Below are 24,440 nucleotides of genomic sequence, written 5' to 3'. Positions count from 1 at the left end.
GACCCATTGACAATCGGATATACAATGTGTTACAAAATTCTTTGTGGTTTGACAACGGAACGGTGACGGCCCCTGTTGACGTGCCGGAAGGAACCTTGGGGCTCAGTCCCTGTCGAAATCCTCGCAACATGGCCCGGATTGCTCGTGCGTAAGGTGGAAGTAAAAACTCTGCAAATAGGGGTGAGGGCGATTCACCGGGAACTGCTGGCACAGATTGAGGCGTTGCGTTCCGAGATGGTGACCTTGGCGATGCGCCACGGATTCGACCACCCTGGTGTGCTCGCGCTCAGCCAGCGGATTGACCAGCTGTTGAATCAGTGGGCGCGCCTGCACCAAGCAGAGGAAGTCCGGCGCACGTGGCAGGCGCGGCAGTTCCGGGTTCGCGAAACGCTGGCGTGCTACGCGTAGGGGAATCACGCGTCTTCTTCTTCGTCTTGTGCATGTTGCGGCGCTGTTGAATGCGGTATACTAAAAGCAAAAACGCAAGGCGAAGCGCCTGATGGCGAAAGGAGGGAACGGGCGTGATTACCCTCACAGAGCAAGCCGGCCACAAAATCAAGGAATTGATGGCGCAAGAGGAGAACCCGAACCTGTATCTGCGCATCGGGGTGAAGCCAGGGGGTTGCAGCGGGTTTACGTACGGCATGGGGTTTGACGACGAGAAGCGGGACGACGATACGGTGTTCGAGCAGCACGGGATTAAGATTCTGGTGGACCGCTTCAGTGAGCCATACCTGCGTGGCGTGACCATCGACTACAAAGAGACGCTGATGGGCGGTGGCTTTACAATTGACAATCCGAATGCGGTAGCGACCTGCGGATGCGGGTCGTCGTTCCGCACGGCGGATGACGCCGGTCAGCCGAGCGAGTGCTGAACGCGCGTGAACTCCCGTTGGGTTAGGGCAACGGGAGTTCTTTTTGTTTTGCTGACGGGTTTTCCGTGGGCTGCGGCGTGACCGAAACGCCCGATGGTGGGGCGGGGTGGACCACAGCACGGGAGCCTTCCGCGTGGGCGAGAGGTTGGGCGGGCGGTGCGGCGGTTTCCCCCGACAGCGCAGAGAAGGGGAGTTCGGCAATGCCCACGTGCTGAACCGTCCCGCAGGAGGGGCAAGTGGCGACGTGATGGCAGGTCACGGCACCAAACCGGTCCGCGTCGGCGTATAGTTCCGCCAGCTCGGCGATCGGCATATACGGGCTGTAGGGACCGATCCAATCCCAGAGACGCCCACGGTCTTCCATGGCGTGGCCGCAATGGGGACAGGGACTGGCGAACGGTTCCAGGCCGTTGCACACGGGGCAGTAGCGATCGAATTCCGCGGTCATGCTGTCCTCGTCCCCGACCTTTCAGTTGTTGCGGTTGCTGAGGAACGCGGTGTACAATGCGTAGCTGCCGATGAGGAAGAAGGCGGCCAGGGCCATGGGCAGGGCCATCACGTCCTCGGCGCGGCCGCGCGTCCCCATCCAGATGGCGGCCGACACAAACCCCGCCAGGGCGATGAGAACAAGCGTATAGAGCCAATTGGCCGTACCCGTGCGATTTTTGAACACGGCCATCACCTCCGCTACGGGTAGTGTACCCGTAAGCGGCGCATCATGCGGCAAGAAAAAGCCCCCGTTCCCGCAGAGGGGACGGGAGCATGGGGTTAGAACTTCATGCTCGTGCTGTGGACCGGCTGCAGGCGTGCGTCGGGATCGATGTACGCCTTGGCGTTGTTTACTGCTGTAGGCGCTTCCCCAAAGCCGACCGCGATCAGTTTCACCTTCCCGGGGTAGGTGGCGATGTCGCCGGCGGCGTAGATGCCCGGAATGCTGGTTTCCATGCGCGAGTTGACGACGATGCCGCCCTTCTCGATCTGGAGGCCCCAATTTTGAATGGGACCGAGGGAGGAGACGAAGCCGTAGCTGACAATGACGGCATCGACGTTGAGAACCTCTTCGGCTTGCGTCTTGTTGTGGAAGATGACTACCTGTTCAATGCGCTCATCGCCGTGGAGGGCGCGGATTTCGTAGGGCGTCTTGACCGTCACGCGCGAGGCCATGAGCTGTTCGACGCTGTGCTCATGGGCGCGGAACTTGTCGCGGCGATGGATGAGGGTGACCTGTTCGGCGATGGGCTCAAGCATGAGCGCCCAGTCGACGGCCGAGTCACCGCCGCCGCAGACAAGCACGCGTTTGCCGGCGAAGGATTGGAGATCGGTGACGAAGTAGTGGAGGTTGCTCTTCTCGTATTTTTCGGCTTCTGGAAGCTCGAGACGGCGCGGCTCGAAGGCGCCGGCCCCGGCGGTGATGATGACGGCTTTGGAGCGGTGCACGCCCTTTTCCGTGGTCAAGACGAAGGACCCGTCGTCCAGCTTCCGGACGTCTAGGACCTTCTCTTCCAGACAAACCGTCGGCTGGAACTTCATCGCCTGCTCGATCAGGTTGTTGACCAGGTCTTGGGCCTTGATTTTCGGGAAGCCGGCCACGTCGTAGATGTACTTGTCCGGGTATAACGCCGACAATTGGCCGCCGAGTTGTGGCATGCTTTCGAGAATTTTGACAGTGCATTGCCGCATCCCGGCGTAGAACGCCGCAAAGAGCCCCGTCGGCCCGCCGCCGATGATCGTAATGTCGTACAACTGGTCATCTTGCCGCAGTGTTTGGCTCATCGGGTTTTCCACCTCCAAAAGATGGCCATTCAAAGTCATTATACCGTGCTTTGCGGGGAATGAAAACGATGAAGATTCGACGTTTCTCTTGCAATTTGTCGATCAAATCGGTATGCTGATTCTTGAAGTTTTCGTGACAATCGGGCAGGCGAGAAAGCGTTTCGCAACTTTGTTTCGGGGCGTTATTGTGAAAACATTCACTTTCACAAAAACGCCCACACCTTCCCGGGTAGCGCCTTACGGTGAAATCCCAATGAAGAAGGATGGATGTGAGAACGATGAGCACGCCCAAGATCCTCATTCTCGGTGCCGGCTACGGCGGACTGATGACGGCCCTGAAGCTCCAAAAGGCGCTTTCCTACGGCGAAGCCGACGTGACGCTTATCAACAAGCACGAGTACCACTACCTCACCACCCAGCTGCACGAACCGGCTGCCGGAACCGGTGATCCGGACAATGCCCGGGTGTACCTCGATGAACTGCTGGACGAGCGCAAGATCCGCTTCGTCAAGGCCGTCGTCACGGAAATCAAGCCGCAGGAGCGGAAAGTGGAGACGACGGGCGGAACGTTTGACTATGACTACCTCGTGATCGGCCTGGGCAGCGAGCCGGAGACCTTTGGCATCCAGGGCCTGAAGGAATACGCGTTTAGCATCCGTAGCCTGAACGCGGTGCGTCTGATCCGCGAACACATCGAGTACAATTTCGCGCGATACAAGAACGAGCCGGAGCGGGAAGAGCTGCTGACCATCGTGGTCGGCGGTGCCGGCTTCACCGGCATCGAGTTCGTCGGCGAGCTCGCCGACCGCGTTCCGGAGCTGTGCAAGGAGTTTGATGTCGATCCGGCGAAAGTGAAGATCATCAACATCGAAGCGGCGCCCACTGCCCTTCCCGGCTTCGATCCGGAGCTCGTGGAGTACGCCATGAATGTCCTGCAGAAGAAAGGCGTCACCTTCCGCATCAACACGCCGATCAAGGAGTGCACGCCGGAAGGGGTCGTTCTGGGCACGGGGGAAGAAATCAAGGCCGGAACCGTCGTGTGGACGGGCGGCGTGCGCGGCAACTCCCTCGTCGAAAAGGCGGGCTTCGAGACGATGCGCGGCCGGGTGAAGGTGGACGAGTACCTCCGCGCGCCGGGACATGAAAACGTGTTTGTGGTGGGCGACTGTTCGCTCATTTTCAACGAGCAGGGGCGCCCGTACCCGCCGACGGCCCAGATCGCCATCCAGGAAGGGGAGAATTGCGCTCGCAACCTCGTGGCGCTGATCCGCGGGGGCTCCCTCGAGCCCTTCAAGCCGAACATCCGCGGTACCGTGGCCTCCTTGGGGCGCGGCGAGGCGATCGGCATTGTCGGGGGGCGCAAGCTGACCGGCACGGCGGCCGCGTGGATGAAGAAGCTGATCGACCTGCGCTACCTGTACCTGATTGGTGGACTGTCGCTGGTTCTTCGCAAGGGACGCCACAAGCTGTTGCACGTCTGACGTTGGACAAACCGCACCCCGTCACGGGGGCGGTTTTTCCATTTGCAGTAACGGAGGGGGACGGAACGATGCGCACAACCGGTGTCTGGCTTGCCGTGGCGGGCCTCGTGCGGCGCGGCAATGATGTGTTGGTGGTCAAGAAGCGGTACGGGGGGATGAAGGGCCTGTATTCGTTCCCGGCAGGGTTCGTCATGCCGGGCGAGACCCTTGACGAGGCCGTGGTGCGGGAGGTGAAGGAGGAAACGGCGGTGGACGCCGTCGTGCGCGGCGTCCTCGGTGTGCGTACCGGTGTGCTCCGCAACGGGGTGAGCGACAACCTGGTCTTCTTCCTCCTCGATTACGTGGGCGGAACCCCGCACCCCCAGGAAAGCGAGATCGAGGAGGCCCGTTTCTTGTCCATGGCGGAACTTGTGGCCCACCCACTGGCAACGGAGTTTCTGCGCACCTTCCTGCCCAACCTCGACGCGCGCCCGGTGCTGACCGGAAGTGCCCTGAAGCCGCGCGCCGATTACGGCTACGATCGGTACAAAATTTTCAGATAAATAGCGCCTGCCACCGTCCGCAGGGGATGTATCCGCTTACTTGGGGCCAGAGGCGTAAATTTACCGGCGATTTTGCCTTTCCAGGCCCGTTTCCCCGCTGTATAGTATTCAGTAAATCCGAAACAGACGGAAAGGAGATGCGATTCATGCGCGTGACCACGAGGACGTGCGTGTATTGTGAAGGGAACGGGTATGTGCAACTGCTCCTCGGCGGAACCGAACGTTGCTACATGTGCGGCGGGACGGGCCAGACGGAAGAAGAGGAGGAGGAGCGCGACGCGGCGGCTGTGGAGCGGGTCAACTTTGGCCGTTGCTGCTCGTGAGGGGCGGTTCGGGGAACGTGGCGAGCCTGATTTGGCCTCAGACGTCCGGCCGGAGAGCCGGGCGTGTTTGTTTTTTTCGCGCCGTTTCCGTAGAGTAGAGGGGGGAGAAACGCGAAGGGGGGGAGCGTAGCTGAAACTCCGCGGCGCCCTGTGCATCACAGCGGCGGCGGCCATTTGGGGCGGTATGTACGCCTTCAGCAACTGGGTCTTAGCCCGCGAGTACATCCAGCCCTTCGGTTTGCTGGTGCTGCGATTGGCGGCAACGGCACTGATTCTGGGCCTTATCCTGGCGCGGCAAGGGCGGTTGCGCCTCAAGGCCCGCGACTGGCCGACGGCCGTCGCCCTGGGCTTCGTCGGCTTTGTGGTCAGTTTGGGGACGCAGTTTCTTGGCACCAAGTGGGCCGGGGCCGCCAACGGCGCACTGATCACGTCCACATCGCCGGCCTTTATCGTGTTGTTTGCGGCCCTGCTGCTCCGGGAGCGGATCACGCGGGTCAAGGCGGCCAGCGTCGTGCTGGCCACCGCCGGCGTGTTTGTAGTCATCGGGCCCGAGGCGCTGTGGACAGGCGGGGGAGGAGGCCGGGCCCTGTGGGGCAAGCTGTTGCTCCTCGTGGCCGGCATGACATGGGGCCTGTACACGGTGATGGGCAAGCGGTTTTCTGAGCGCCACGGCGCGCTGGCCACGACCTTTTGGGCCTGTGTGACGGGGGCCGCCCTGAATCTGCCCTTTGCCCTGTTAGAGCCGGCGCCGCGGCCCTTGGCCGAATGGCCGCTGACGGCGTGGCTCGGGGTGGCGTACATCTCCGTGGTGTCGACGGCGGTGGCCTTTTTCCTGTGGAATTACGGCTTTCGGCTCATCGACGCCGGCACGGGCGCGCTGTTCTTCTTTGCCCAGCCTGTCGTCGGCGCCCTTCTGGGGTGGTGGTTGCTCGGCGAGCCGCTCGGGGTCGGCTTTGTCGTCGGGGGCCTGCTCATCGCTACCGGCGTCGTGATGGCCACGCGCGACGCGCAACCGGCCGGCGCGGTGCGGCGGTCGTAACCGAAGCGGGCTGGAGAAGGAAAACGCGTCCGGCCGTGATGCCGGACGCGTTTGCGTTTCCCGGAAGATCCGTACAGCGGCGAGCGCTTACAGCTACAGCGTGTTGAGCACATCCATGATGTTGTCGTAGTAGATGCACGTGAACATCGGTGTGTCGCGGAGCGTGTAGCGGCTGGCTTCCGTTTCGCGCAGTTCCTGAACGAGGTTGACGAAGTCGCGCGGCTCGTCGGACTCGAAGGCGACGACAAACTCCTGGTCGTCGATGCCGAAGGAGTACGTCGTGTTCAACTTCACCGAAGGGTATTTGCTGCCAATCTGGATGTGCTCGTCCATCATTCCCTGCCGGGTGGGGAAGGAGAGCTGGTACCAGTCGCGTGTTTTCACAAAGGGATAGACGAAGAGGTATTTCCCGCGGCCGGGCACGATGTACACGCGGGGATTGGGATTGGACGGGTCCATCTTGTCCACGTAGATGCTGCGCTTGGTGATGGACAAGAAAGAATAAGAGATGGTGAGGTACTTGCCAAGGCCGGTGTTCATCAGCTTGCTCGTCATCTCTTGGAAAACGCGCAGGTCTTTCGAAATGCGCCACAGCATGAACTCCGCATCGGCGCGCAGGCCGACGAGGGAGTAGCTGAGGATCATCGTGTCGTCCCGGCTGGCGTATTCCTCCACCACTGCCGCGAATTCTTCCTTGCCTCGCTGCCGCTCGTCGTCGCTCAGGCGGCGCCACGCGGGGTCGACTTTGAAGAACGAGAAGTTGACAAACTGCGTCGGCAGTTTGGGATGGCTGCCTGCAGCCGGCTTTTCTCCGGTGCCGGGATGGCCCATCGGGCGCCCTGCCATGGGTGGTCGCATGGCTTGTCCTCCTCCTTGCGTTGACGTCGTTCCCTTTCATTGCACAGCTATCCCCATTGTAACGAATGTCACGGCGGGGGGCAATTTGGTGCCTGTTGTGTCACGAAGCTGTCAGAGTTGCCGGTCGTTGACCGGCGGGAGGCAGGCCGGTACACTAAGGAAGAAGTATGGCCTGACCACCCGCTAGGGAGGTGCAATGCGGTGCCGGGTACCATCAACATCGGCCAGTTCATCGTGTCCATCCCGCTCTTTTTCGTCCTCTTTTTTGGTCTGTCCTTCATCCTCAACATGCTAATCAAGACCACGTGGTTTCCCGTGGTGGCGTATCTGGCCCTCGTCGGTGGCGTATACCTGTATGTGGGCAAGCTGACGCTGGTGGATATGGTCATCCTGTTCTTCGGGCTGCTCGGGGCGGTGACCGGTGGATGGGCCATCCGTACACTCCGCCGCAAGGGCTACCGCATGTTTTAGCCGACGGTCCGAAGGGAAGGGATGGCAATCCGGTTTGAATCGACACGCGGTGAAGAGGCGAGACGCCGGTGACGCGGCGTCTCGCCTTGTTTTTATGGTGCCCGTATATCTTTTCCCTCTCCGGCCAGACTAGAGAGGAGAGGGGGTCCGGTAATGGTTTCCATGCCGAAAGAAGCCCAAACCGCCGGAAAATGGATGACATGGTTGTTGCTTGGGGCCTTCGCCGTGTACGGCTTTCACGATGCCGGCTTGCTGCCCAAGGCCTCGCCGTTCGGGGCACGGGAAGAGGCGGCGCCGGCCGAGGCGCACGCGCGGGTCTCGGCCCGCGGGCAAACGAGCGGGGAGGCGGAAATCGCGCCGGCGGCCCGCCGGATGCCGGCGGCGGAGCCGAACGACGCCGTTTTCGCCCGCTATCCCCGCGTGCGAGTGGTGGCGACGGGCTACTACGCCGGTGTTGAATCGACGGGCAAGACGCCCGATCACCCGGCGTACGGCATCACCTACTCGGGCGTGCGCGTCCGGCGGGACACCTTCTCCACGGTGGCGGCCGACCCGAGCGTCTTTCCCCTGGGTACCATCCTGTACATTCCGGGGTATGGCTACGGCGTCGTGGCCGACACGGGCTCGGCGATCAAGGGACACAAGCTGGACCTGTACTTCGAGACCCTCGAAGATGTCTACCGCCAGTGGGGCAAGCGCGAGGTGGATGTCTACGTGCTGCGCCAGGGCGACGGGACGGTGACCGAGGCGATGCTCGACGCGCTGAACAGCCGGCCGGTGGCGGCGGTTCTCAAGGAATTGGCCGTCAACTAGGAGGGGCTGGCGCGCTCTCCGGTGGCGGACGGCCCCTCGGCCGCACGGCCGGGGGCGGTGCCGCTCGTCAGGATGCCGGCCAGGCGGTGAGCGGCGGGTCGCCGTCGGCCAGCCATTCGGTGCGCAGCCGTTTGGCCAGTTCGTACAAGCCCTCGAGGAGGCGCGGAGAAGGGCGGCAAAACTTGCCTTCGGGGAGGATGTACACGCGGCCGTGCTGCACGGCGGCCAGGCGTGCCCACCCCGGCCGTCCGGTGATGTGTTCGGGATGAATTCGCCGCTCGTCGACGCCGCACCATACCACACACACCGCGTCGGGGTCGCGCGCGGCCACCGTGTCCCAGTCGGTTTGCACGTTATCCGTGTCGAAATCGGCAAAGACGTTTTCGCCGCCGACGAGTTCGCTTACGTTGGTAAGCCAGTTGCGGCGCCCCGGCGTGTAAACCGGTTTTGGCCACCATTCCCAGTACAGCCGCCAGCGCCGGGAAGCGGTCGCGGCCCGCTGCCGGTACCACGCGAGCGTTTCCTCGAACCGCCGGGCGACGGCTTTGGCTTCCCGCGTGCGACCGGTGGCCTCCCCGACGAGGCGGATGTCGCGGGAAATATCGGCCAGGTCCTGCGGATTGAGGACGATGTGGGGCAGGCCGGCCCGGCGCAACCCCTCGACGACGCGCTCCATGCCCGGAACGCTGAGCGAGGCAATGACCAGGTCGGGCTTGAGGGCGCATACCCGGTCGATGTCGATGGCCAGATCGGGGCCGAGGCGCGGTAGGTGGTCGAGGCGCTGGGGCGGCCAATCGGAACTGTTGTCGACGCCAACCAGGCAGTCCCCGAGGCCGAGAGCGAACAGGATTTCCGTGTTGCTGGGGCAGAGGGAAATGAGGCGCACGGCCATCACTCCTTTGCGTGGGGTCGATTGATTCGCAATTGAACGCAAATTACGACATAGCAGCTCCCAAATTGGGCGCATGCCCCTGTGCCGTTTCGCCCTCCTGGGCATAGGCTGAAGCGGGGAAGACGGAAAGGAGGGGACGGCATGGGGCTGTTTCGCGACCTCGAGTTTTTCGAACTCGTGTTGATCGTGGCCGTGGTGCTGTTGTTTTTCCATCTGTGGCGTGAGAAGCACCTGTTTGACGCGTAAGCGACGGGGCGGTAACGGGAAACCCTTCCTGCTTGCATTCCTGCGCGGTCGGCACACGGCCGCTTTTTTTGTGCGGTGGCACGGGCGCGCCGTGTTGGCACCAGGCGCCAACAGCCGGTTGCAAATCGGGGGACGCCGCCGAAACGCCCCATTCCCTGTAGCGTCGACGACGGCAGGCGCTCGGCGGCGTCGGCGAACGGCTGCGGCTTCACCGTCTGGAACCGCCGGCGGATGGTTATTCGCGTTCGGCGAGGTGGGGTCTTGCTGCGCACAGTTTTTGCAAGTAACCAGCCAGCTCGTCCTGCTTGGCCCAGTATACCACTTTCTTGCGGCCGCTTGTGCGGCGAATGTCCAGATCGGGTTGCGACGCGAGGATCTCCACCTGTTCCCCGTTTGCAAGGTCGAGGACGATGGACGCGGGTGGGTTATTGTGCCGCGGTGCGGGCTGTTTTTGAATGAAGGCCGCCGTATTGAACCACGCCACGATTTGGTCCAAGTCGGCGTCCGGAAGCGGGCGCACCTCCCCGTCTCCCAACCGGTAGCCGGCGCGGACGATGTCGTTCACGGCGATCGCGCGGTGCGTGGCGAAGCGCTGTTCCAGGCGCGCATAGTACGCCGACGGCAGACAGAACAGCAGGATGAGCACGAACCCAATGAGATGCCACACCCAGTTGGCCACCGTATAGGACATGCGAGCAACCTCCTCCTTCACCGACGGGAGTGGATGTGACCGCGATCACAGAAAAATGGTGATGCCTATAACGCCCATTATACAATCATTCTCACACGAAACGTGTGACAAATCATCAACGTGTGACAGCGTGTCACAAATCCGCAAATCCTCGGCAACTGGGCCCGCCGCAGGTTGCCGTGGGTTGCCCCAACGGGAATAGGGGGGCGGTGCGGCGCCCGAGCTTTGCAGACCGTTGGCGTGGGCGTCCGGAAAGGTGCGGACGGATGGGGCGGAGTGTGGTACCATGGAAGGAAAACGGGACCGTGCATCCGGGGTCCAAGCAGCGCAAGGGAGGAGAGGGTATGGCCAAGGCAGGCGTTGAGCTGGTGGATCTGGGGCGGGGTGTGTTACAACTCGATCTCCACTACATGGGGAGACGGCAGTACGGCGCCGGCTACGTGCTCGAGGCGGGCGGCGAATACGCCATCGTCGACCCGGGGGCGTCGAGTTCGGTGGGCGTGTGGGAGGCCTTTTTTGCGCAGACGGGCATTCCGCGCGAGCGGGTGGCATACGTACTTGTCACGCACATCCACCTCGATCACGCCGGCGGGGCGGGGCTCCTCTTGCAGTCGCTCCCGCGGGCCAAGGTCGTCGTGCACCCCAGAGGAGCGAAACATCTCGTCGATCCGAGCAAACTGATTGCCAGTGCGCGGGAAGTGTACGGCGAGGCCTTTGACCGCCTGTTTGCTCCCGTTGTCCCCATTGACGCCGAACGGGTGTTGGTGGCCGAAGACGGGTTTACGTTGGAGCTGGGGGGCGTGCGCACGCTCCGGTTCATCGACAGCCCGGGCCACGCCTATCACCACTACGCCGTCCACGACGAAAGGGAGCGCGGGCTGTTCTGCGGCGACGCGTCGAGCCTGCGGTACCCGGCCTTCCTGGGCTACGGCGTGGAACCGTATATTCCTTCGTCGTCGCCCACGCACTTTGACCCGGCGGCGTTTGAGGCGACGCAAAAGCGGTTTGCCGCCCTGGGCGTTGACCGGGCGTACGTGACGCATTTCGGCATGTGCGAGCGGCCGGAGCGCATGTTTGCGCGGACGGCGGCACTGGTGTGGACCTACGTCGACCTTGCGCGGGCGGTGCGCGAGACCGGCGGCGGCTGGGAGGAGCTGAAAGCGCGGCTCTGGGACTTCTTCCGCGACGAGCTGGCCGCACAGGGGGTGCCGCGCGATGCCGAGGAGCATGGCATGCTGGAGCTGGATATGGAACTGAATGCCAAGGGCTTGATGGTGTACTTGGACAAACAGGCACGGGCGTGACGCCGCGTGCCATGCGCCTCTGCTGGCGGAGCACCAGGGTCACAGGTGAGGAGGAACGCGATGGCCAACCTGACGATGCTGACCGACCTGTACCAGTTGAACATGATGTATGTCTACTGGAAGAGCGGCATCGCTGACAAGCGGGTCGTCTTTGACCTCTACTTCCGCCGTGCGCCGTTCGGGAACGGATACGCCGTGTGCGCCGGACTTGAGCAGGCGATCGAAGTGGTGCTGGAACTGGCCTTTACGGAGGATGACTTGGCGTACTTGAGGAGCGTCTATCCGTATGATGAAGCGTTCCTGGACGCGTTGCGCCGGTTACGCTTCACGGGGGACATTTGGGCGATGCCCGAAGGAACCGTCGTCTTCCCCTACGAACCGCTGTTGCGCGTGGAGACGCGTGTGTTTGAGGCGCAGCTCTTGGAGACGGCCCTGCTCAACGTGGTCAACCACCAGACGCTGATCGCCACGAAGGCGGCGCGGGTGGTGGAGGCGGCGGCTGGCGATGCTGTGCTGGAGTTCGGCCTGCGCCGCGCCCAAGGGCCGGATGCCGGCCTCTACGGGGCACGGGCGGCGTACATTGGGGGTGCCGACGCGACGAGCAACCTCCTCGCGGGCAAGCGCTTTGGCATCCCGGTGCGCGGGACCCATTCCCACGCCTTCGTGATGAGCTTCCCGAGCGAGCTGGAAGCCTTTCGGGCCTTTGCCGAGGTGTTTCCCGACAACGCCGTGCTCCTCGTCGACACGTACGACACGCTTCGAAGCGGGGTGCCGAACGCCATTCGCGTCGGACAGGAACTCCGCGCGCGTGGCTATGACCTGGCCGGCATTCGCCTCGACTCGGGCGACCTGGCGTACCTGTCCAAAGAGGCGCGGCGAATGTTGGATGCTGCCGGATTCACCAATACGCGTATCGTTGCTTCGGGCGACCTCGATGAGCTGCTCATCCGTGACCTGAAGGTGCAGGGGGCGGCCATCGACACGTGGGGCGTCGGCACGCACCTCATTACGGCCAAAGACGACCCCGCCCTTACCGGCGTGTACAAGCTGGTGGCGGAAGAGGAATACGGCCGCCTCATTCCGCGAATCAAGGTCTCGGAAAATCCAGCCAAAGTGACCATTCCCGGCAAAAAGAAAGTGGTCCGCTTCTACGATTGCGACACGGGTGAGGCGATGGCCGACCTTATCATGTTGGATGACGAGCCGATTCCGACGGGCGAGCCGTTTGAAATCTTCGATCCGATCCATCCCTACCGCCGCAAAACGCTGCGCAACTACGAGGTGCGCGAGCTGCTCGTCCCCATGATTGTGAACGGGCAGCGGGTGTACGACCTGCCGTCCCTCGATGAGGTTCGCCGGTACAGCCTCGAGGAGCGGAGCCGATTTTCGCCGGAGGTGCGGCGCCTGGTGAACCCGCACGAGTACCCGGTTGACCTGTCGGAGGCGCTGTGGAATCTCCGCAACCGCCTGCTCCTGGAGGCCCGCGGGCGCTGACAGCCGGAACCGGGTCCGGTCCGCGTCTGCGTCGAGGCGGGAGGCGATACCGCCAGCGGGAAAGGAGGAAGAAGATGGACGCAACAGAAATCGCGCACGGGCGCCTGGAAGGGGCCGACAGCCCGTACCTGTTCATTTGGGACATTGACGGCACGCTGACACAGGCGCCGGGCGTGGGACGCGCGGTTATGGAACAGGTGTTTCGCGAGCTGTTCGGCATCGCCAACGCCCTCGAGGGCATTCCCATGGCGGGAAGCCTCGACAGTGTCATTGTCGGCACGGCCTTTGACCGTTTGGGGCTGGACCGCCGGCGGTTGCCGGAGTACTGGACGCGCTACTGCGCCCGGCTCGAGGAGGCGCTCGCCGCCGACCCAACGGCACGGACGACGCCGAACATCGAAGCGGTTCTCGCCGAGCTGGATGCCGACCCGCGCGCGTACAATGTCCTCGGGACGGGCAACATCGAGCGGGGGGCGTGGATCAAGCTGCGGCGCTTCGGGCTCGACCGCTTTTTTGAGGTGGGGGGGTTCGGCGACGTGCCCCAGGAGCGTTGGCGGGTCATCGAGACGGCCGTCCGCCGGGCGGAAGCCCGCTACGGCGTGGCCTTTGTTCCTGAGCGGATCACCGTAATCGGTGACACGCCGCGCGATATCGAGGCGGGCAAACGCCTCGGGGTGCGCACCGTCGCCGTGGCTACCGGCCCCTACGATGTCGATGCCCTGGCTGCCTGCCGACCCGACGCCGTGCTCCCGAGCTTTGCCGTTGAATGGCGTCCCGCGCTCTTCGGTTCGGAAACATAAAGATTGATAAAGTAGAGTGTTTCGGGCATAATAGAATTCGGTGGGAGAAAATCTCTTCTCTTGCCAAGGGGTACATACCAGAAGGAGGGGTTCCCATGCCCAAGCATGAACTGCCCGCACTCCCGTATGCGTACAACGCGCTGGAACCGCACATCGACGCCCTGACCATGGAAATCCATCATTCCCGTCACCATGCCACCTATGTCAACAACCTGAACGCGGCGCTGGAAGGCCATCCGGAACTGCAGGAGAAGTCGGTGGAAGACCTGCTGCGCAACCTTAACGAGGTGCCGGAAAGCATCCGCACCGCGGTGCGCAACAATGGCGGCGGTCATGCCAACCATACGCTCTTCTGGCAAATCATGAGCCCCAACGGCGGCGGCCAGCCGACGGGCGAACTAGCCGAAGCGATCAACCGCACCTTCGGCAGCTTTGAGAAGTTTAAGGAGGAATTCACCAAGGCGGCCCTCACGCGGTTTGGCAGCGGCTGGGCCTGGCTGGTCGTGAAGCCGGACGGCTCCCTGGCGGTTTACAGCCTGCCCAACCAGGACAGCCCGTACATGGAAGGCGACACGCCGATCCTCGGCCTTGACGTATGGGAGCACGCCTACTACCTGAAATATCAAAACAAGCGCCCGGACTACGTCGCCGCTTGGTGGAACGTCGTCAACTGGGACGAGGTGAACAAGCGCTACCTCGCGGCGAAGAAGTAACGAACCGGTTGTTCTGGCCCAACGTGACCGGTAAAAGCCCCAGGTTCTTTGGCCTGGGGCTTTCGGTTTTGACGGTCGCGCCGGTATTCTGAAATGCCGCCTCAACGAAAACCATTCCTCAGGGCAAACGGATGCCGCACATCTCGACTGTGTGTGGCGGACCAAACGCAGACACCACGTGCAAGGGGGGAATGCCCGGTGACTACCTCCAGTTGGGACGAGGTTTTCGAAGAGGACTACCTGTACTTTTCCGAAACGCTCCTCACTCCCGATCGCAACGACCGGGAGGCGGCCCTCCTGGTCCGGTTGTTGGGTTTGCCCGCGCAGGCGGAGGTTCTGGATGCGCCCTGCGGCCACGGGCGCATCGCCAATCGTCTGGCGCGCATGGGCTATCGGGTGACCGGCTTGGACAAAAGCCGCCCCTTTCTTGAACGCGCGCGGCGCGAGGCGGAGGAGTGGGGGGTGCAAGTGGACTATGTGGAGGGCGATGTGCGCCGGTTGCCGTGGACGGAACGATTTGATGCGGTGATCAACTGGTTTACGTCGTTTGGCTATTTCGACGACGAGGAGAACCGCCTTGTGCTGCGGGAAGCGCATCGCGCCCTGCGGCCCGGGGGCCGTCTGGTGGTCGAGATGATTGCCCGCGATCGCGTGGTGCAGCAGGTTGCGGCCAATGGAGGCGAATGGGTGGGCGTCGTGGAGCGGGACGGCAACCTGCTCGTGGACCGCACGCGCTTCGATGTGCTGACGTCCCGTGTGGAAACCGAGCGCCTGCTGCACCGGGAAGGGCGGGTTCGTCGGGTCCGCTACTCCGTCCGGGCCTACACCTTTCCTGAATTGCGCGACGAGCTCATCCGCGTCGGTTTTCGCGAGGTGCACGGTTTTGGCGAAGACGGTTCGCCGCTAACCGTATGCAGTCGGCGCATGATTGTGGTCGCAGAAAAATAGGGAAACCGAACCCCCTGCCGTAGCGGCAGGGGGCGTTTTCGTTAGGGCACGGGTGAGCGTTTCCGTGGGCCCAAACTGCCGGGGGACGGCTCACGACGGCTGCCCGACTTCCGTGGCCGGTGCCTTTGCGCGGTCGGCTTCGCCGCCTTCCGCAAACGGATTCCGCAGCACGGCGCCGGTGTTGGCCGATGTGACGAGGTGGGCGTAACGGGCGAGGTACCCGCGTGTGATCTTCGGCGTGAACCCCGGCCACTCGGCGCGGCGGCGGGCCAGCTCCTCGTCGGGGACGCGCAGCTCGATTGTCCGCCTGTCCAGGTCGATGCAGATGATGTCCCCGTCGCGCACCAGGGCGATCGGTCCGCCTTCTGCCGCTTCCGGTGACACGTGGCCGACGCAGATGCCCCGTGAGGCGCCGGAAAAGCGCCCGTCGGTGATGAGGGCCACCTTCGTGCCGAGCCCCATGCCAACAATTTGCGACGTGGGGGCGAGCATCTCCGGCATTCCCGGTCCACCCTTGGGCCCCTCGTAGCGGATGACGACGACGTGGCCTTCCTTCACCTTGCCGCTGGCAATGCCGGCGAGGGCCTCTTCTTCCGAATCGAAGCAGATGGCCGGCCCCTCATGGCGGCGGATGGACGGGTCGACGGCCCCCGTCTTGATCACCGCCCCCTTCGGCGCGAGGTTGCCAAATAGCACGGCCAGCCCGCCCGTCTCGCTGTGCGGATTGTCGACGGGCCGGATCACCTCATGGTCCGTCACCTTCGCGTCGGCGATGTTTTCGCCGAGGGTTTTACCGGTCACGGTGATGCAGTCGAGGTGGAGGACGCCCTCCTTCTTGCTCAGCTCCTTGAGAATGGCACTGACCCCGCCGGCGCGGTGGACGTCTTCGATGTGCCAGTCGGAGGCCGGGCTGATCTTGGCCAGGTGCGGCGTGCGCGCGGCAATGGTGTTGATCCGCTCCAGCGGGTAGTCGATGCCCGCCTCATGGGCGATGGCCAGGGTGTGCAGCACCGTGTTCGTCGAGCCACCCATGGCCATGTCGAGGGCGAAGGCGTTGTCGATGGCGTTCACCGTCACGATGTCCCGCGGCTTGAGGTCGAGCTCGATGAGTTTCAGGATCTGGTGCGCCGCGGCGCGAGCCAGCTCTTTGCGCGCCTCGTCAACGGCGAGGATGGTGCCGTTCCCCGGGAGGGCCAGGCCCAGCGCCTCGGCCAGGCAGTTCATCGAGTTGGCCGTGAACATCCCGCTGCAGGAGCCGCAGCTGGGGCACCCGTAACGCTCCAATTCTTCCAGGTGCGCCTCGTCGATGAGCCCCTTTTGGAAGGCGCCGACGCCCTCGAACACGGAGGCGAGGGAGATGGCCCGACCGTCGCGGGTGCGCCCGGCTTTCATCGGTCCGCCGCTCACGAATATGGTGGGGATGTTGACGCGCAGGGCGCCCATCATCATGCCGGGGGTGATCTTGTCGCAGTTGGGGATGCAGATGAGGCCGTCGAACCAGTGGGCCGCCACCACCGTCTCGATGCTGTCGGCGATCAGTTCCCGGCTGGGCAGGGAGTAGCGCATGCCGATGTGGCCCATGGCGATGCCGTCGTCCACGCCGATGGTGTTGAACAGGAACGGTACGCCCCCGGCTTCGCGCACCGCTTCCTTCACGATTTCCCCGAATTCCTTCAGGTGCACGTGGCCGGGAATGATGTCGATGTAGGAGTTGGCGATGGCGATGAAGGGTTTGTCGAAGTCCTCGTCGGTGACGCCACATGCCCGCAGGAGGCTGCGGTGCGGGGCGCGGTCGAACCCCTTTTTGATCATGTCGCTGCGCCGCTTCATCCCATTGGCACTCCTTCCGTGCAGGTTTGCTCACCATTGTACCAGAGAAAAATCCTTTTGTATATTTTGAAAACGCTATCGTATTGTCTGGCGGCCTCCCTGTGCGGGTGGTGCAGATGCGCCCCATATCGGGCGGGAAAATGTGGTACACTAATCCCAAAGAGCGCTGCGGCCTGGCCGGAGAGACGTGCAGGACGAGGCGATTCCATGACGCAGGAGGGTTTGCGGTTGACATGCGGTTTTGCGGGCGGACCGGTCCGTCTGATGGTCCGCGTTTACCGTGACGTGCTGCCGGGCGTGTACCGTGAACTGGCCGGCTGGCGGAGAATGGCCGAGGCCATTCCCGACCCGGAATTGCGCCGCCAGGCCCTTGCCAGTATGACGGCCAAACGGTTTCATTGCGAGGGCGGTGCGGTGTACGCAGCGGCGGCGCCCACTCCGGAGGCGCGTCGCGGGCTGATCCGCCTGATCGTGGCGTTGCAAACGATTAGCGACTACCTGGACAACCTGTGTGACCGAAGCACGTCGCTCGACCCCGCCGATTTCCGCCAGCTGCACCAGGCGATGCGCGACGCGGTGGTCCCCGATGGAACCGTGGGCGATTACTACGCCTGCCGCCGCGAACGCGACGACGGCGGGTACCTGGCGGCGCTGGTGCGCGCGTGCCAGGAGGAGGTGGCCAAGTTGCCGGGCTACGGGGCGGTGGCGGAGACGGTGCGGCACCTCGTGGCGCTGTATGCCGACCTGCAGGTGCACAAGCACGTGGAATGGAGCCAGCGGGAGGCGCGCCTGTTGTCGTGGTGGGAGGCTCACCGTGCCGCCCATCCCGAGCTGCGGTGGAACGAATTTGCCGCGGCCACCGGCTCGACTCTGGGCATGTTCGCCCTGTTTTTGGCCGCCACCGACCCGCACGTGGGCAGGGACACGGTGCGCCGCATCGTGGCCACCTATTTTCCGTGGGTGTGCGCGTTGCATATCCTGCTCGACTACCTGATCGACCAGGAGGAAGACCGGCGCGGCGGGGACCTGAACTTTGTCGCCTACTACCGCGATGCGGGGGAGGCGGCCGAGCGCCTGGTCTATTTTGCGCGCCGCGCGCGGGAGGCGACGCGCGGGCTTCCGGATGGGCGCTTTCACCGGCTGATCGTGGACGGTCTGTTGGGACTCTATTTGTCTGACGGGAAGGTGCGCCGCCAGCGGACGGTGCGGCTCGTTTCGCGCCGATTGCTGGCGACCGCGCCCCTGACGGCGCGCTTTTTTTACGTCAACAGCGTGCTCATCCGTGCCTTTTCGCCGTCGTGAGCCCGCGCGTGGGGCAGGCGGAAGCCGGTCGCGCCCCGCACCGGTATTGAACTGACCGGTCAGTACAAGATCAAATCCCTCTCGGGAGAATGAACCGTGGAAAGAGTGCCTGGCAGCAAAAGGGGCGCCGGCGGCGGAAGGGTGACGACGATTCTGGCCGAAACGAAACACGGGTGGCGGAGCGGTTTCCGCCACCCGTTTCGTTTCTACGGGGACCAGGGGCAGCCTAGGCGTCTGGGGTGTTCGGCAGCCCCAGTTTTTTACGCACGTGCGATTCCCGGTACATCCACCCGATGGCGGCTTGCTTCACGCGGCCGTTTCGGTCGAGGTAGACGGCGGCGACGAGGGGATAATGCCCGTCGGCCGCCCGAAAGCGCACATCTACCCAGCGCACCTCGGTGCCGCCAGCAACCGGGTGTACGCGGGGCACGGCGTAGCGGGTGAAGGACAAGAGGGCCTGGACGTACGGATGCATCCGCGCCTCGCGCACGGCCGGGTGGTCGTGTGGCGGGCGGGTCAGGACATCCCGCCATGTCAGCCGGCCGTCTCGCCATGTCCCCACGCGCACCGCCTGTCCGTCGTCGGCGATGACGTTCCAGGTGGCCGGGAAAAAGGTGGGGAGAACGGTGGTGTCCGTTCGCGGGTCGCCGATGGCGCGCCGGATGGACCGGGCGACGCGGCGGCGCACGGCCCAACGAATCGCGCCCCAGGCGGCGGTAGCGGCGTAGACGGCGGCGAAGAGCGGTCCGGGGGGGACGCCCATCGCCCACAGGACGAGGCCCAGGACGTGGAGGGCAAAGAGGACGGGATCGAAAATGGGCAGGACGTGCCACGCCACCCAGCGACGCGAGAAGGGCCAGAGCACCTGCGTTCCGTAGCTGTTCAGCAGGTCGGTGAACGCGTGGACAAACACGGCGACGGACGTCCAGCCGAGGAGATGCCAAAACGGCACCGGTCCGAGGAGCAGCTCTACCCCGCCGGCGATGAGCCAGGGCCATGCCAGCAGGGCGGGCAGGGAATGGGTGGGCCCACGGTGATAGCGCACATATGCGGCCGGTCCGCCGAGGCGCACCAGGCCGTCGAAATCCGGAGCCTGGGAGCCGATAGTGGTGGCCAGCAGAACGGCCGTGGCAAGGCTTGGGTTTTCGGCCACCACCGGGTCGAGACGGGCCAGACCGGCGAGGGTCATGCCCATGACCGCATGGGTGAGGGTGTCCAAGGTCATCCCTCCCATTTGCGTTGCCGATTGTTTTTATTATAATCGAACGCGGCAAAGGCAAGGGGGGCGAGTGGCAATGAGCCGGATGCCAGAGGAAATGCCGCTGCGCGTGTATGTCGAATACCGCGTCGTTCCCGAACGGCGCGGCGAGTACGAGTCGCGGATGCGGGCGTGGCAGGCCCGGGTGGCCCAGCTTCCCGTCGTTTCCTATTCCCGCTACGAAGGGCTGGATCAGCCCCACCTGATGGTGGAAGAGTACCTTGTGCCGGACGCGGCCGCATACCGCCTGCTCAAGGACCTGCGCACCGGACGGCGGGAGCCGGACGCGCCGTGGCAGATTGGCACCTGTGTGCAGGGGGGATGGGAAAAGGTGCACGTGTGGGCCTTCGTGCCCCGAGGTGGCAATGAGGCCGGCGACAAGGAGCAGGCCGGTGGGGAACAGGAGGGACGGCGGTGAGCCGACGGGCAACTTCCGAACAGGTGTCCCGCGCGGCTGCGATCCTGCAGGGATTCGATGTGGCCGGTGTTCGGCGCCGGCTGGTGGAATGGTTTCATTGCCAGAAGCGCGACCTGCCGTGGCGCCGCGACCGCGATCCGTACAAGATTTGGGTTTCGGAAGTGATGCTGCAGCAGACGCGGGTCGAGACGGTTCTTCCCTATTACCTGCGCTTTGTGGAGCGGTTTCCCACGGTGGAGGCGTTGGCCGCGGCGGAGGAAGCGGATGTGCTGAAATTGTGGGAGGGGCTGGGGTACTACAGCCGCGCGCGCAACCTGTTGCGGGGGGCCCGCCAGGTAATGGAGGAGTTTGGCGGCGTCCTGCCCGATGACCCGGAGCAGCTGGCCCGCATCAAGGGCATTGGCCCATACACGGCGGGGGCCATCCTCAGCATCGCGTACGGCCGGCCGGTGCCGGCCGTGGATGGCAACGTCCTTCGCGTGCTGTCGCGCCTTCTCCTGGTGGAGGAGGACATCCAGAAGCCGGGGAACAGGCGGCTGTTTACCGAGTTGGCGGCGCAATTGGTCTGTCCTGACGATCCGTCGTCCTTTAACCAGGGCCTGATGGAGTTGGGCGCCCTCGTGTGCACGCCGCGCGCGCCCAAATGCCTCCTGTGTCCGGTGCGCGAGGACTGTCGCGCGTACGCCGCCGGACGGGAGCGGGAACTTCCGATAAAAGGGAAGCGGAAGGCCATCCCCACGGTGGACATGGTGGCCGCAGTGGTGCGGCGCGGCGCGACCGTGTATGTCTACCGGCGTCCGGAAGGCGGTTTGTTGGGCGGATTGTGGGCTTTCCCCGACGGGGAGCGCCACGCGCATGAGGCATGGGAGGCGGCCGTGGAGCGCATCCTGCGCGAACGGTATGGACTGGCCGTCGCGGTGGGCGGCCCGCTCCTCGACGTGGTGCATACCTTCAGCCATTGCCGTTGGAACCTGCGCGTCTTCCACTGTGTGTGGAGGGCGGGAGACGGCACGGCCCCCGAGGGGCGCTGGATAGAGGAGGGCGAGCTGGAGACACTGGTTTTCCCGGTGTCGCACAAAAAGATCGTGACCACCCTGCGCGGCGAATCCGTTTCCGCTCGCAGGGGGGCTCTACGCTAAAAAGTGTGGGTTCTAAGAGGAAAAGGCGGTCGACGAGCCAAGGGATAGTTAAGCACACCACATCCCGAAGGAGGCTCGCGACCGCCTATGAACAAGCTTACCGCAGAAATGTTCGGCTTACAATCGTGGATTGTTTACCGTACCGTCCATCAATCCGACAGCATCCACGTCTACGCAGGTCGGCCGCGTAAGGAAGCGCGGTGTCCGGATTGTGGACAGCTGACACGCCGCGTCTACGATCGTGCACGTGAATGGAAACGGAAGCTGCACACCTGGTGCAACGAGAAACCGGTTTACCTCTGGGTACGTCCCCGGCGCTTCCAGTGCACGGCCTGTCGAAAAGTGTTCACCGAACGCTTTCCTGGTATTCGCCCCTGGGCACGCAGGACCGAACGGGCCGAAGCCCTTTTGCTCCAGCGCCTGAAAGCGGGCAGTTTCCGTCGTGCCGCCCAGGAAAGCGGGACAAGTGCCAGCACCTTGCGCCGTCTGCTCCTTCGGTACGTAGGTCAGCAGGTAAATCTCGAGGAAGCCCTCCGGGATGTCGATGCCTTCGTGCTTAGCATTGATGAACACAGCTATCGTGGCCGTGACATGATGGTTACGGTCACATGCGTGTGGCCAAAACGGTGCCTTTTGGCCATCTTGCCGGATGACCGCATGAAAACACTGGAGCGCTTTTTGCGCCAGCTGCCGGAGACGGTTCGTCGGCGGATTCGGGCCGTGTGCATCGACCTGAAGGATGCTTGGCGCCATGCCGTGAAGCGCGCTTTGCCCGGCGCTGTCATCGTGGCGGATCCGTTCCACGTCATCCAGGACGCGAATCGGCGGGTTGACGAAGCACGGCTTGTGGAACAGCAGGTGACCGGGGTACGCCTGAGGCGCTGGCCGCTTTTGAAGAACGAGGACGACCTCACCGAACGCCAAGCTGCCCAGCTTGCCGCCATTCGGAAGCATCACAAGAACGTGGCCCACTTTCACTGGGTCAAGGAGCAGCTGCGAGACGTTTACCGTGCTTCCAATCGAGACGAAGCCGCAGCCATCCTGGACCGCGTGATCTTTGAGACCCAGTCGGCAAGCGATGCCGCGCTCCTGCAGTGGGGACGCACGCTCCGCCGCTGGCGCGAGGCGATTCTGGCCTACCACACCTGGCGTGTTTCAAACGGCTACACGGAGGGCGTGCACACCAAGATCAAGCTGCTCAAACGAATCAGCTACGGCTTCCGTAACCGTGAGATCTATGTGCGAAAGATGCTCCTCGCTTTTATACCCTTGGCTTGGTTGACCTCCCATCCACAGTTATTGACTTAGAGCCTCGCAGGGGTTGACACAAAACCGGACCTGTGCTACAATCAAACTCGCCAACGGAACGAGCGGATGTAGCTCAGTTGGTAGAGCATCAGCTTCCCAAGCTGAGGGTCGCGGGTTCGAGTCCCGTCATCCGCTCCATACATCGCGAAGCAAACGCCCACGGTGGTGGCGTTTTTTTGTGTGCGTGGGCGGCGGACGCAGCCGCTTGGGCACGCCGGGGCGTCCCTTGCCGCCGCTCACGCCGTCGTGGAATGCGGGGATGCCGGCTGTGTGGCGATCCGGTTCTTTTGCCGGCTAATGATCTTGGCCAGAATGTAAATCGATGCCACCGACCACAACCCGTTCCAAACGCCAACCTGTACCGTGCCGGTGAGGATCACGACGGCGTCGAAGGCAAAGATTACCGTTCCGGGGTCCCAGCCGAACCGCCGGTGCAGGTACAAGGCGAGGATGTTGGCCCCGCCCAAGGAGCTGCCGCTGGCGAACAAGCGGACCAGGCCCCAGCCGATCAGCAGGCCGCCGGCCACCGCGCCGACGGCCGGAGGAAGGGCGAAGGGCGGCAGAACGGTGTCGATGGCGGTTAGGGTGGAGACGGCGGTGACGGACAGCAGCGTCGAGGCCGTGAAGCGCCAGCCCATATGGCGCAGGGAAAAGAGGTAAAAGGGCAGGTTGACGGTAACGAACCACACGGAAAAGGGCAGGCCGGTCCAGTACGCCGCGCTGAGGGCTAGCCCCGTCGTTCCGCCGGTTATGAGGTGGGCGTGGCACAGGGCGAGCACGCCCGCGCTGATGATGAACCACGCGCAAACCCATTGTCCCACCAGCCGGGACACGCGTGTCACCTCCTTATTGGTTCGTTAGGTCTTGCCAAACGTCACGCGCGTCCGCGAGAACGGGCTATGCCTAACGATAGCACGCCTTGGGGGGCAAGAGCACGCACACGCAGCGTCGCGCATGCGCGTTGGCGCGCGAAAGCGGGGATACCGGCCGGAATACCGTTTCTTGTCATGTCCTGACCGAGCGGCTATAATGGTCGAAGGATTGTTGTGCAGGGATTCGCGGAAAGGGGAACGGAGCCGATGACCCATCGCATGTGGCAGGGCAAGGTGGCCCTGGTCACCGGCGGGACGCGCGGGATCGGCAAGGCTATTGCCCGGGCGCTGGCCGAGCGCGGCTGTGATCTGGTCCTCAATTATCTTCGCAATCGCACCGCCGCCGAGGAAACGAAGGCGGAGCTCGAGGCCCTGGGGGTACGCGTGCACCTCGTCCGGGCCAATGTGGCCGAGCGGGACAAGCTGGAAACCCTGTTTGCCGAAATCGATACCGTGTTCGGGGGGCTCGACTTTCTCGTCAACAACGCGGCCTCCGGCGTGCTGCGACCGCTTCTGGAGTTGGAGGAGCGCCATTGGGACTGGACGATGGACATCAACAGCAAGGCCGCCTTCTTTTGTGCCCAGGAGGCGGCCAAGCGGATGGCCGCGCGCGGCGGAGGCCGGATCGTGAACGTCAGCTCCCTCGGGGCCGGCCGCGTGCTGCCGTACTACACGGCGGTCGGTGTGTCGAAGGCGGCGCTGGAGGCCGTTACGCGGTACTTGGCGGTGGAACTGGCGCCGTTGGGCATTGCCGTCAACGCCGTTTCCGGCGGGGCGGTGGACACGGATGCGCTCAAGCACTTCCCGAACAGGGATCAGCTCCTGGCCGAAGCGGTGCGGCGCTCGCCCGCAGGGCGTACGGTAACCCCGGAAGACCTGGCCAAAGTGGTGTGCTTCCTCTTGTCCGACGATGCGGCGATGATCCGCGGCCAGACCATCGTCGTGGACGGGGGCCAATCGCTGCTTCTGTAGAACACATTCGTTGGATGCGCGAGTTGTTATAAAATAAAAGATAGGGCAAACAAACGTAAGGGAAACGAGCGGGGCGGA

General features: G+C 63.7%; 27 protein-coding genes and 1 tRNA gene. 19 read left to right on the top strand and 9 right to left on the bottom strand.

Annotation, left to right across the window (positions count from 1 at the left end):
- The first annotated feature begins 180 nt into the window (after positions 1–180).
- Together ACYQ0Z_RS12375 and erpA are read left to right on the top strand one after the other, a co-directional pair.
- The gene (locus ACYQ0Z_RS12375; protein ID WP_459868755.1) at positions 181–408 is read left to right on the top strand and encodes a Spo0E family sporulation regulatory protein-aspartic acid phosphatase; all 228 of its coding nucleotides are present in this window, start codon (positions 181–183) and stop codon (positions 406–408) included.
- Between the two features lie 113 nt (positions 409–521).
- Positions 522–875 (top strand): iron-sulfur cluster insertion protein ErpA, encoded by a 354-nt coding sequence (gene erpA / locus ACYQ0Z_RS12370; RefSeq protein ID WP_459868752.1) that lies wholly within the window; start codon positions 522–524, stop codon positions 873–875.
- A 22-nt stretch (positions 876–897) separates the two neighbouring features.
- On the opposite strand, the gene ACYQ0Z_RS12365 is transcribed toward erpA, so the two are convergent.
- The 3 genes from ACYQ0Z_RS12365 to ACYQ0Z_RS12355 all read right to left on the bottom strand — a co-directional run bounded on the left by ACYQ0Z_RS12365 (position 898) and on the right by ACYQ0Z_RS12355 (position 2,648).
- Positions 898–1,323 (bottom strand): hypothetical protein, encoded by a 426-nt coding sequence (locus ACYQ0Z_RS12365; RefSeq protein ID WP_459868749.1) that lies wholly within the window; start codon positions 1,321–1,323, stop codon positions 898–900.
- 21 nt (positions 1,324–1,344) lie between these two features.
- Entirely contained in the window at positions 1,345–1,548 is a 204-nt protein-coding gene (locus tag ACYQ0Z_RS12360; protein WP_459868746.1) for a hypothetical protein, read from the bottom strand.
- 95 nt (positions 1,549–1,643) lie between these two features.
- Positions 1,644–2,648: an NAD(P)/FAD-dependent oxidoreductase gene (locus ACYQ0Z_RS12355; protein WP_459868743.1), complete on the bottom strand. Its 1,005-nt coding sequence runs from the start codon at positions 2,646–2,648 to the stop codon at positions 1,644–1,646.
- A 278-nt stretch (positions 2,649–2,926) separates the two neighbouring features.
- On the opposite strand from ACYQ0Z_RS12355, the gene ACYQ0Z_RS12350 reads away from it, so the two are divergent.
- The 4 genes from ACYQ0Z_RS12350 to ACYQ0Z_RS12335 all read left to right on the top strand — a co-directional run bounded on the left by ACYQ0Z_RS12350 (position 2,927) and on the right by ACYQ0Z_RS12335 (position 6,033).
- Entirely contained in the window at positions 2,927–4,129 is a 1,203-nt protein-coding gene (locus ACYQ0Z_RS12350) for an NAD(P)/FAD-dependent oxidoreductase (RefSeq protein ID WP_459868740.1), read from the top strand.
- Between the two features lie 68 nt (positions 4,130–4,197).
- Positions 4,198–4,671: an NUDIX domain-containing protein gene (locus ACYQ0Z_RS12345; RefSeq protein ID WP_459868737.1), complete on the top strand. Its 474-nt coding sequence runs from the start codon at positions 4,198–4,200 to the stop codon at positions 4,669–4,671.
- Positions 4,672–4,817: 146 nt separating this feature from the next.
- Positions 4,818–4,994, top strand: coding sequence for a YuiA family protein (locus ACYQ0Z_RS12340; protein WP_459868734.1), 177 nt, complete (start codon positions 4,818–4,820; stop codon positions 4,992–4,994).
- 130 nt (positions 4,995–5,124) lie between these two features.
- The gene (locus ACYQ0Z_RS12335; protein WP_459868951.1) at positions 5,125–6,033 is read left to right on the top strand and encodes a DMT family transporter; all 909 of its coding nucleotides are present in this window, start codon (positions 5,125–5,127) and stop codon (positions 6,031–6,033) included.
- A 93-nt stretch (positions 6,034–6,126) separates the two neighbouring features.
- On the opposite strand, the gene ACYQ0Z_RS12330 is transcribed toward ACYQ0Z_RS12335, so the two are convergent.
- Positions 6,127–6,891, bottom strand: coding sequence for a chlorite dismutase family protein (locus ACYQ0Z_RS12330; protein WP_459868731.1), 765 nt, complete (start codon positions 6,889–6,891; stop codon positions 6,127–6,129).
- A 201-nt stretch (positions 6,892–7,092) separates the two neighbouring features.
- Between ACYQ0Z_RS12330 and ACYQ0Z_RS12325 the strand changes: the two genes are divergently transcribed.
- Together ACYQ0Z_RS12325 and ACYQ0Z_RS12320 are read left to right on the top strand one after the other, a co-directional pair.
- A complete protein-coding gene (locus ACYQ0Z_RS12325; protein ID WP_459868728.1) occupies positions 7,093–7,362 on the top strand; it encodes a YuiB family protein in 270 nt (89 codons plus the stop codon).
- Between the two features lie 153 nt (positions 7,363–7,515).
- Complete coding sequence (locus ACYQ0Z_RS12320) at positions 7,516–8,175, top strand: 3D domain-containing protein (protein WP_459868725.1); 660 nt, start codon at positions 7,516–7,518, stop codon at positions 8,173–8,175.
- 67 nt (positions 8,176–8,242) lie between these two features.
- Here ACYQ0Z_RS12320 and ACYQ0Z_RS12315 read toward each other — a convergent pair whose 3' ends face one another.
- Both ACYQ0Z_RS12315 and ACYQ0Z_RS12310 read right to left on the bottom strand, forming a co-directional pair.
- Positions 8,243–9,061 (bottom strand): ABC transporter substrate-binding protein, encoded by an 819-nt coding sequence (locus tag ACYQ0Z_RS12315; protein WP_459868722.1) that lies wholly within the window; start codon positions 9,059–9,061, stop codon positions 8,243–8,245.
- Positions 9,062–9,548: 487 nt separating this feature from the next.
- Entirely contained in the window at positions 9,549–10,004 is a 456-nt protein-coding gene (locus tag ACYQ0Z_RS12310; RefSeq protein ID WP_459868719.1) for a YfmQ family protein, read from the bottom strand.
- Between the two features lie 344 nt (positions 10,005–10,348).
- On the opposite strand from ACYQ0Z_RS12310, the gene ACYQ0Z_RS12305 reads away from it, so the two are divergent.
- The 5 genes from ACYQ0Z_RS12305 to ACYQ0Z_RS12285 all read left to right on the top strand — a co-directional run bounded on the left by ACYQ0Z_RS12305 (position 10,349) and on the right by ACYQ0Z_RS12285 (position 15,263).
- Complete coding sequence (locus ACYQ0Z_RS12305; RefSeq protein ID WP_459868716.1) at positions 10,349–11,308, top strand: MBL fold metallo-hydrolase; 960 nt, start codon at positions 10,349–10,351, stop codon at positions 11,306–11,308.
- Between the two features lie 60 nt (positions 11,309–11,368).
- Positions 11,369–12,802 (top strand): nicotinate phosphoribosyltransferase, encoded by a 1,434-nt coding sequence (locus ACYQ0Z_RS12300; protein ID WP_459868713.1) that lies wholly within the window; start codon positions 11,369–11,371, stop codon positions 12,800–12,802.
- A gap of 74 nt (positions 12,803–12,876) precedes the next feature.
- The gene (locus ACYQ0Z_RS12295) at positions 12,877–13,602 is read left to right on the top strand and encodes an HAD family hydrolase (RefSeq protein ID WP_459868710.1); all 726 of its coding nucleotides are present in this window, start codon (positions 12,877–12,879) and stop codon (positions 13,600–13,602) included.
- 95 nt (positions 13,603–13,697) lie between these two features.
- Positions 13,698–14,315: a superoxide dismutase gene (locus tag ACYQ0Z_RS12290; protein WP_459868707.1), complete on the top strand. Its 618-nt coding sequence runs from the start codon at positions 13,698–13,700 to the stop codon at positions 14,313–14,315.
- Positions 14,316–14,513: 198 nt separating this feature from the next.
- Positions 14,514–15,263, top strand: a complete 750-nt coding sequence (locus ACYQ0Z_RS12285; protein WP_459868704.1) for a class I SAM-dependent methyltransferase — start codon at positions 14,514–14,516, stop codon at positions 15,261–15,263.
- 90 nt (positions 15,264–15,353) lie between these two features.
- Here ACYQ0Z_RS12285 and ilvD read toward each other — a convergent pair whose 3' ends face one another.
- Positions 15,354–17,093 carry a dihydroxy-acid dehydratase gene (ilvD, locus tag ACYQ0Z_RS12280; RefSeq protein WP_459868701.1) on the bottom strand — a complete coding sequence of 580 codons (1,740 nt, stop codon included), beginning with the start codon at positions 17,091–17,093 and terminating at the stop codon, positions 15,354–15,356.
- A gap of 207 nt (positions 17,094–17,300) precedes the next feature.
- Here ilvD and ACYQ0Z_RS12275 point away from each other — a divergent pair, with 207 nt between their 5' ends.
- Positions 17,301–18,395, top strand: coding sequence for a tetraprenyl-beta-curcumene synthase family protein (locus ACYQ0Z_RS12275; protein WP_459868698.1), 1,095 nt, complete (start codon positions 17,301–17,303; stop codon positions 18,393–18,395).
- Between the two features lie 226 nt (positions 18,396–18,621).
- Here ACYQ0Z_RS12275 and ACYQ0Z_RS12270 read toward each other — a convergent pair whose 3' ends face one another.
- Entirely contained in the window at positions 18,622–19,620 is a 999-nt protein-coding gene (locus tag ACYQ0Z_RS12270) for a metal-dependent hydrolase (RefSeq protein ID WP_459868695.1), read from the bottom strand.
- A 70-nt stretch (positions 19,621–19,690) separates the two neighbouring features.
- Here ACYQ0Z_RS12270 and ACYQ0Z_RS12265 point away from each other — a divergent pair, with 70 nt between their 5' ends.
- The 4 genes from ACYQ0Z_RS12265 (at position 19,691) to ACYQ0Z_RS12250 (ending at position 22,656) form a co-directional block, all read left to right on the top strand.
- Positions 19,691–20,071: a hypothetical protein gene (locus ACYQ0Z_RS12265; RefSeq protein WP_459868692.1), complete on the top strand. Its 381-nt coding sequence runs from the start codon at positions 19,691–19,693 to the stop codon at positions 20,069–20,071.
- A complete protein-coding gene (gene mutY, locus ACYQ0Z_RS12260) occupies positions 20,068–21,210 on the top strand; it encodes an A/G-specific adenine glycosylase (RefSeq protein WP_459868689.1) in 1,143 nt (380 codons plus the stop codon). The genes ACYQ0Z_RS12265 and mutY overlap by 4 nt, the downstream gene beginning before the upstream one ends.
- A gap of 87 nt (positions 21,211–21,297) precedes the next feature.
- The gene (locus tag ACYQ0Z_RS12255; protein ID WP_459864201.1) at positions 21,298–22,518 is read left to right on the top strand and encodes an ISL3 family transposase; all 1,221 of its coding nucleotides are present in this window, start codon (positions 21,298–21,300) and stop codon (positions 22,516–22,518) included.
- Between the two features lie 62 nt (positions 22,519–22,580).
- A tRNA-Gly gene (locus tag ACYQ0Z_RS12250) sits at positions 22,581–22,656 on the top strand.
- 98 nt (positions 22,657–22,754) lie between these two features.
- Here ACYQ0Z_RS12250 and ACYQ0Z_RS12245 read toward each other — a convergent pair.
- Entirely contained in the window at positions 22,755–23,351 is a 597-nt protein-coding gene (locus ACYQ0Z_RS12245; protein WP_459868686.1) for a YitT family protein, read from the bottom strand.
- Positions 23,352–23,597: 246 nt separating this feature from the next.
- On the opposite strand from ACYQ0Z_RS12245, the gene fabL reads away from it, so the two are divergent.
- Positions 23,598–24,362: an enoyl-[acyl-carrier-protein] reductase FabL gene (gene fabL, locus ACYQ0Z_RS12240; RefSeq protein ID WP_459868683.1), complete on the top strand. Its 765-nt coding sequence runs from the start codon at positions 23,598–23,600 to the stop codon at positions 24,360–24,362.
- The last annotated feature ends 78 nt before the right edge of the window (positions 24,363–24,440 follow it).

It is taken from the genome of Calditerricola yamamurae (assembly GCF_054654135.1).
The sequence above is the reverse complement of the archived record's forward strand: the minus strand, read 5'-3'. Positions and strand labels throughout refer to the sequence as shown.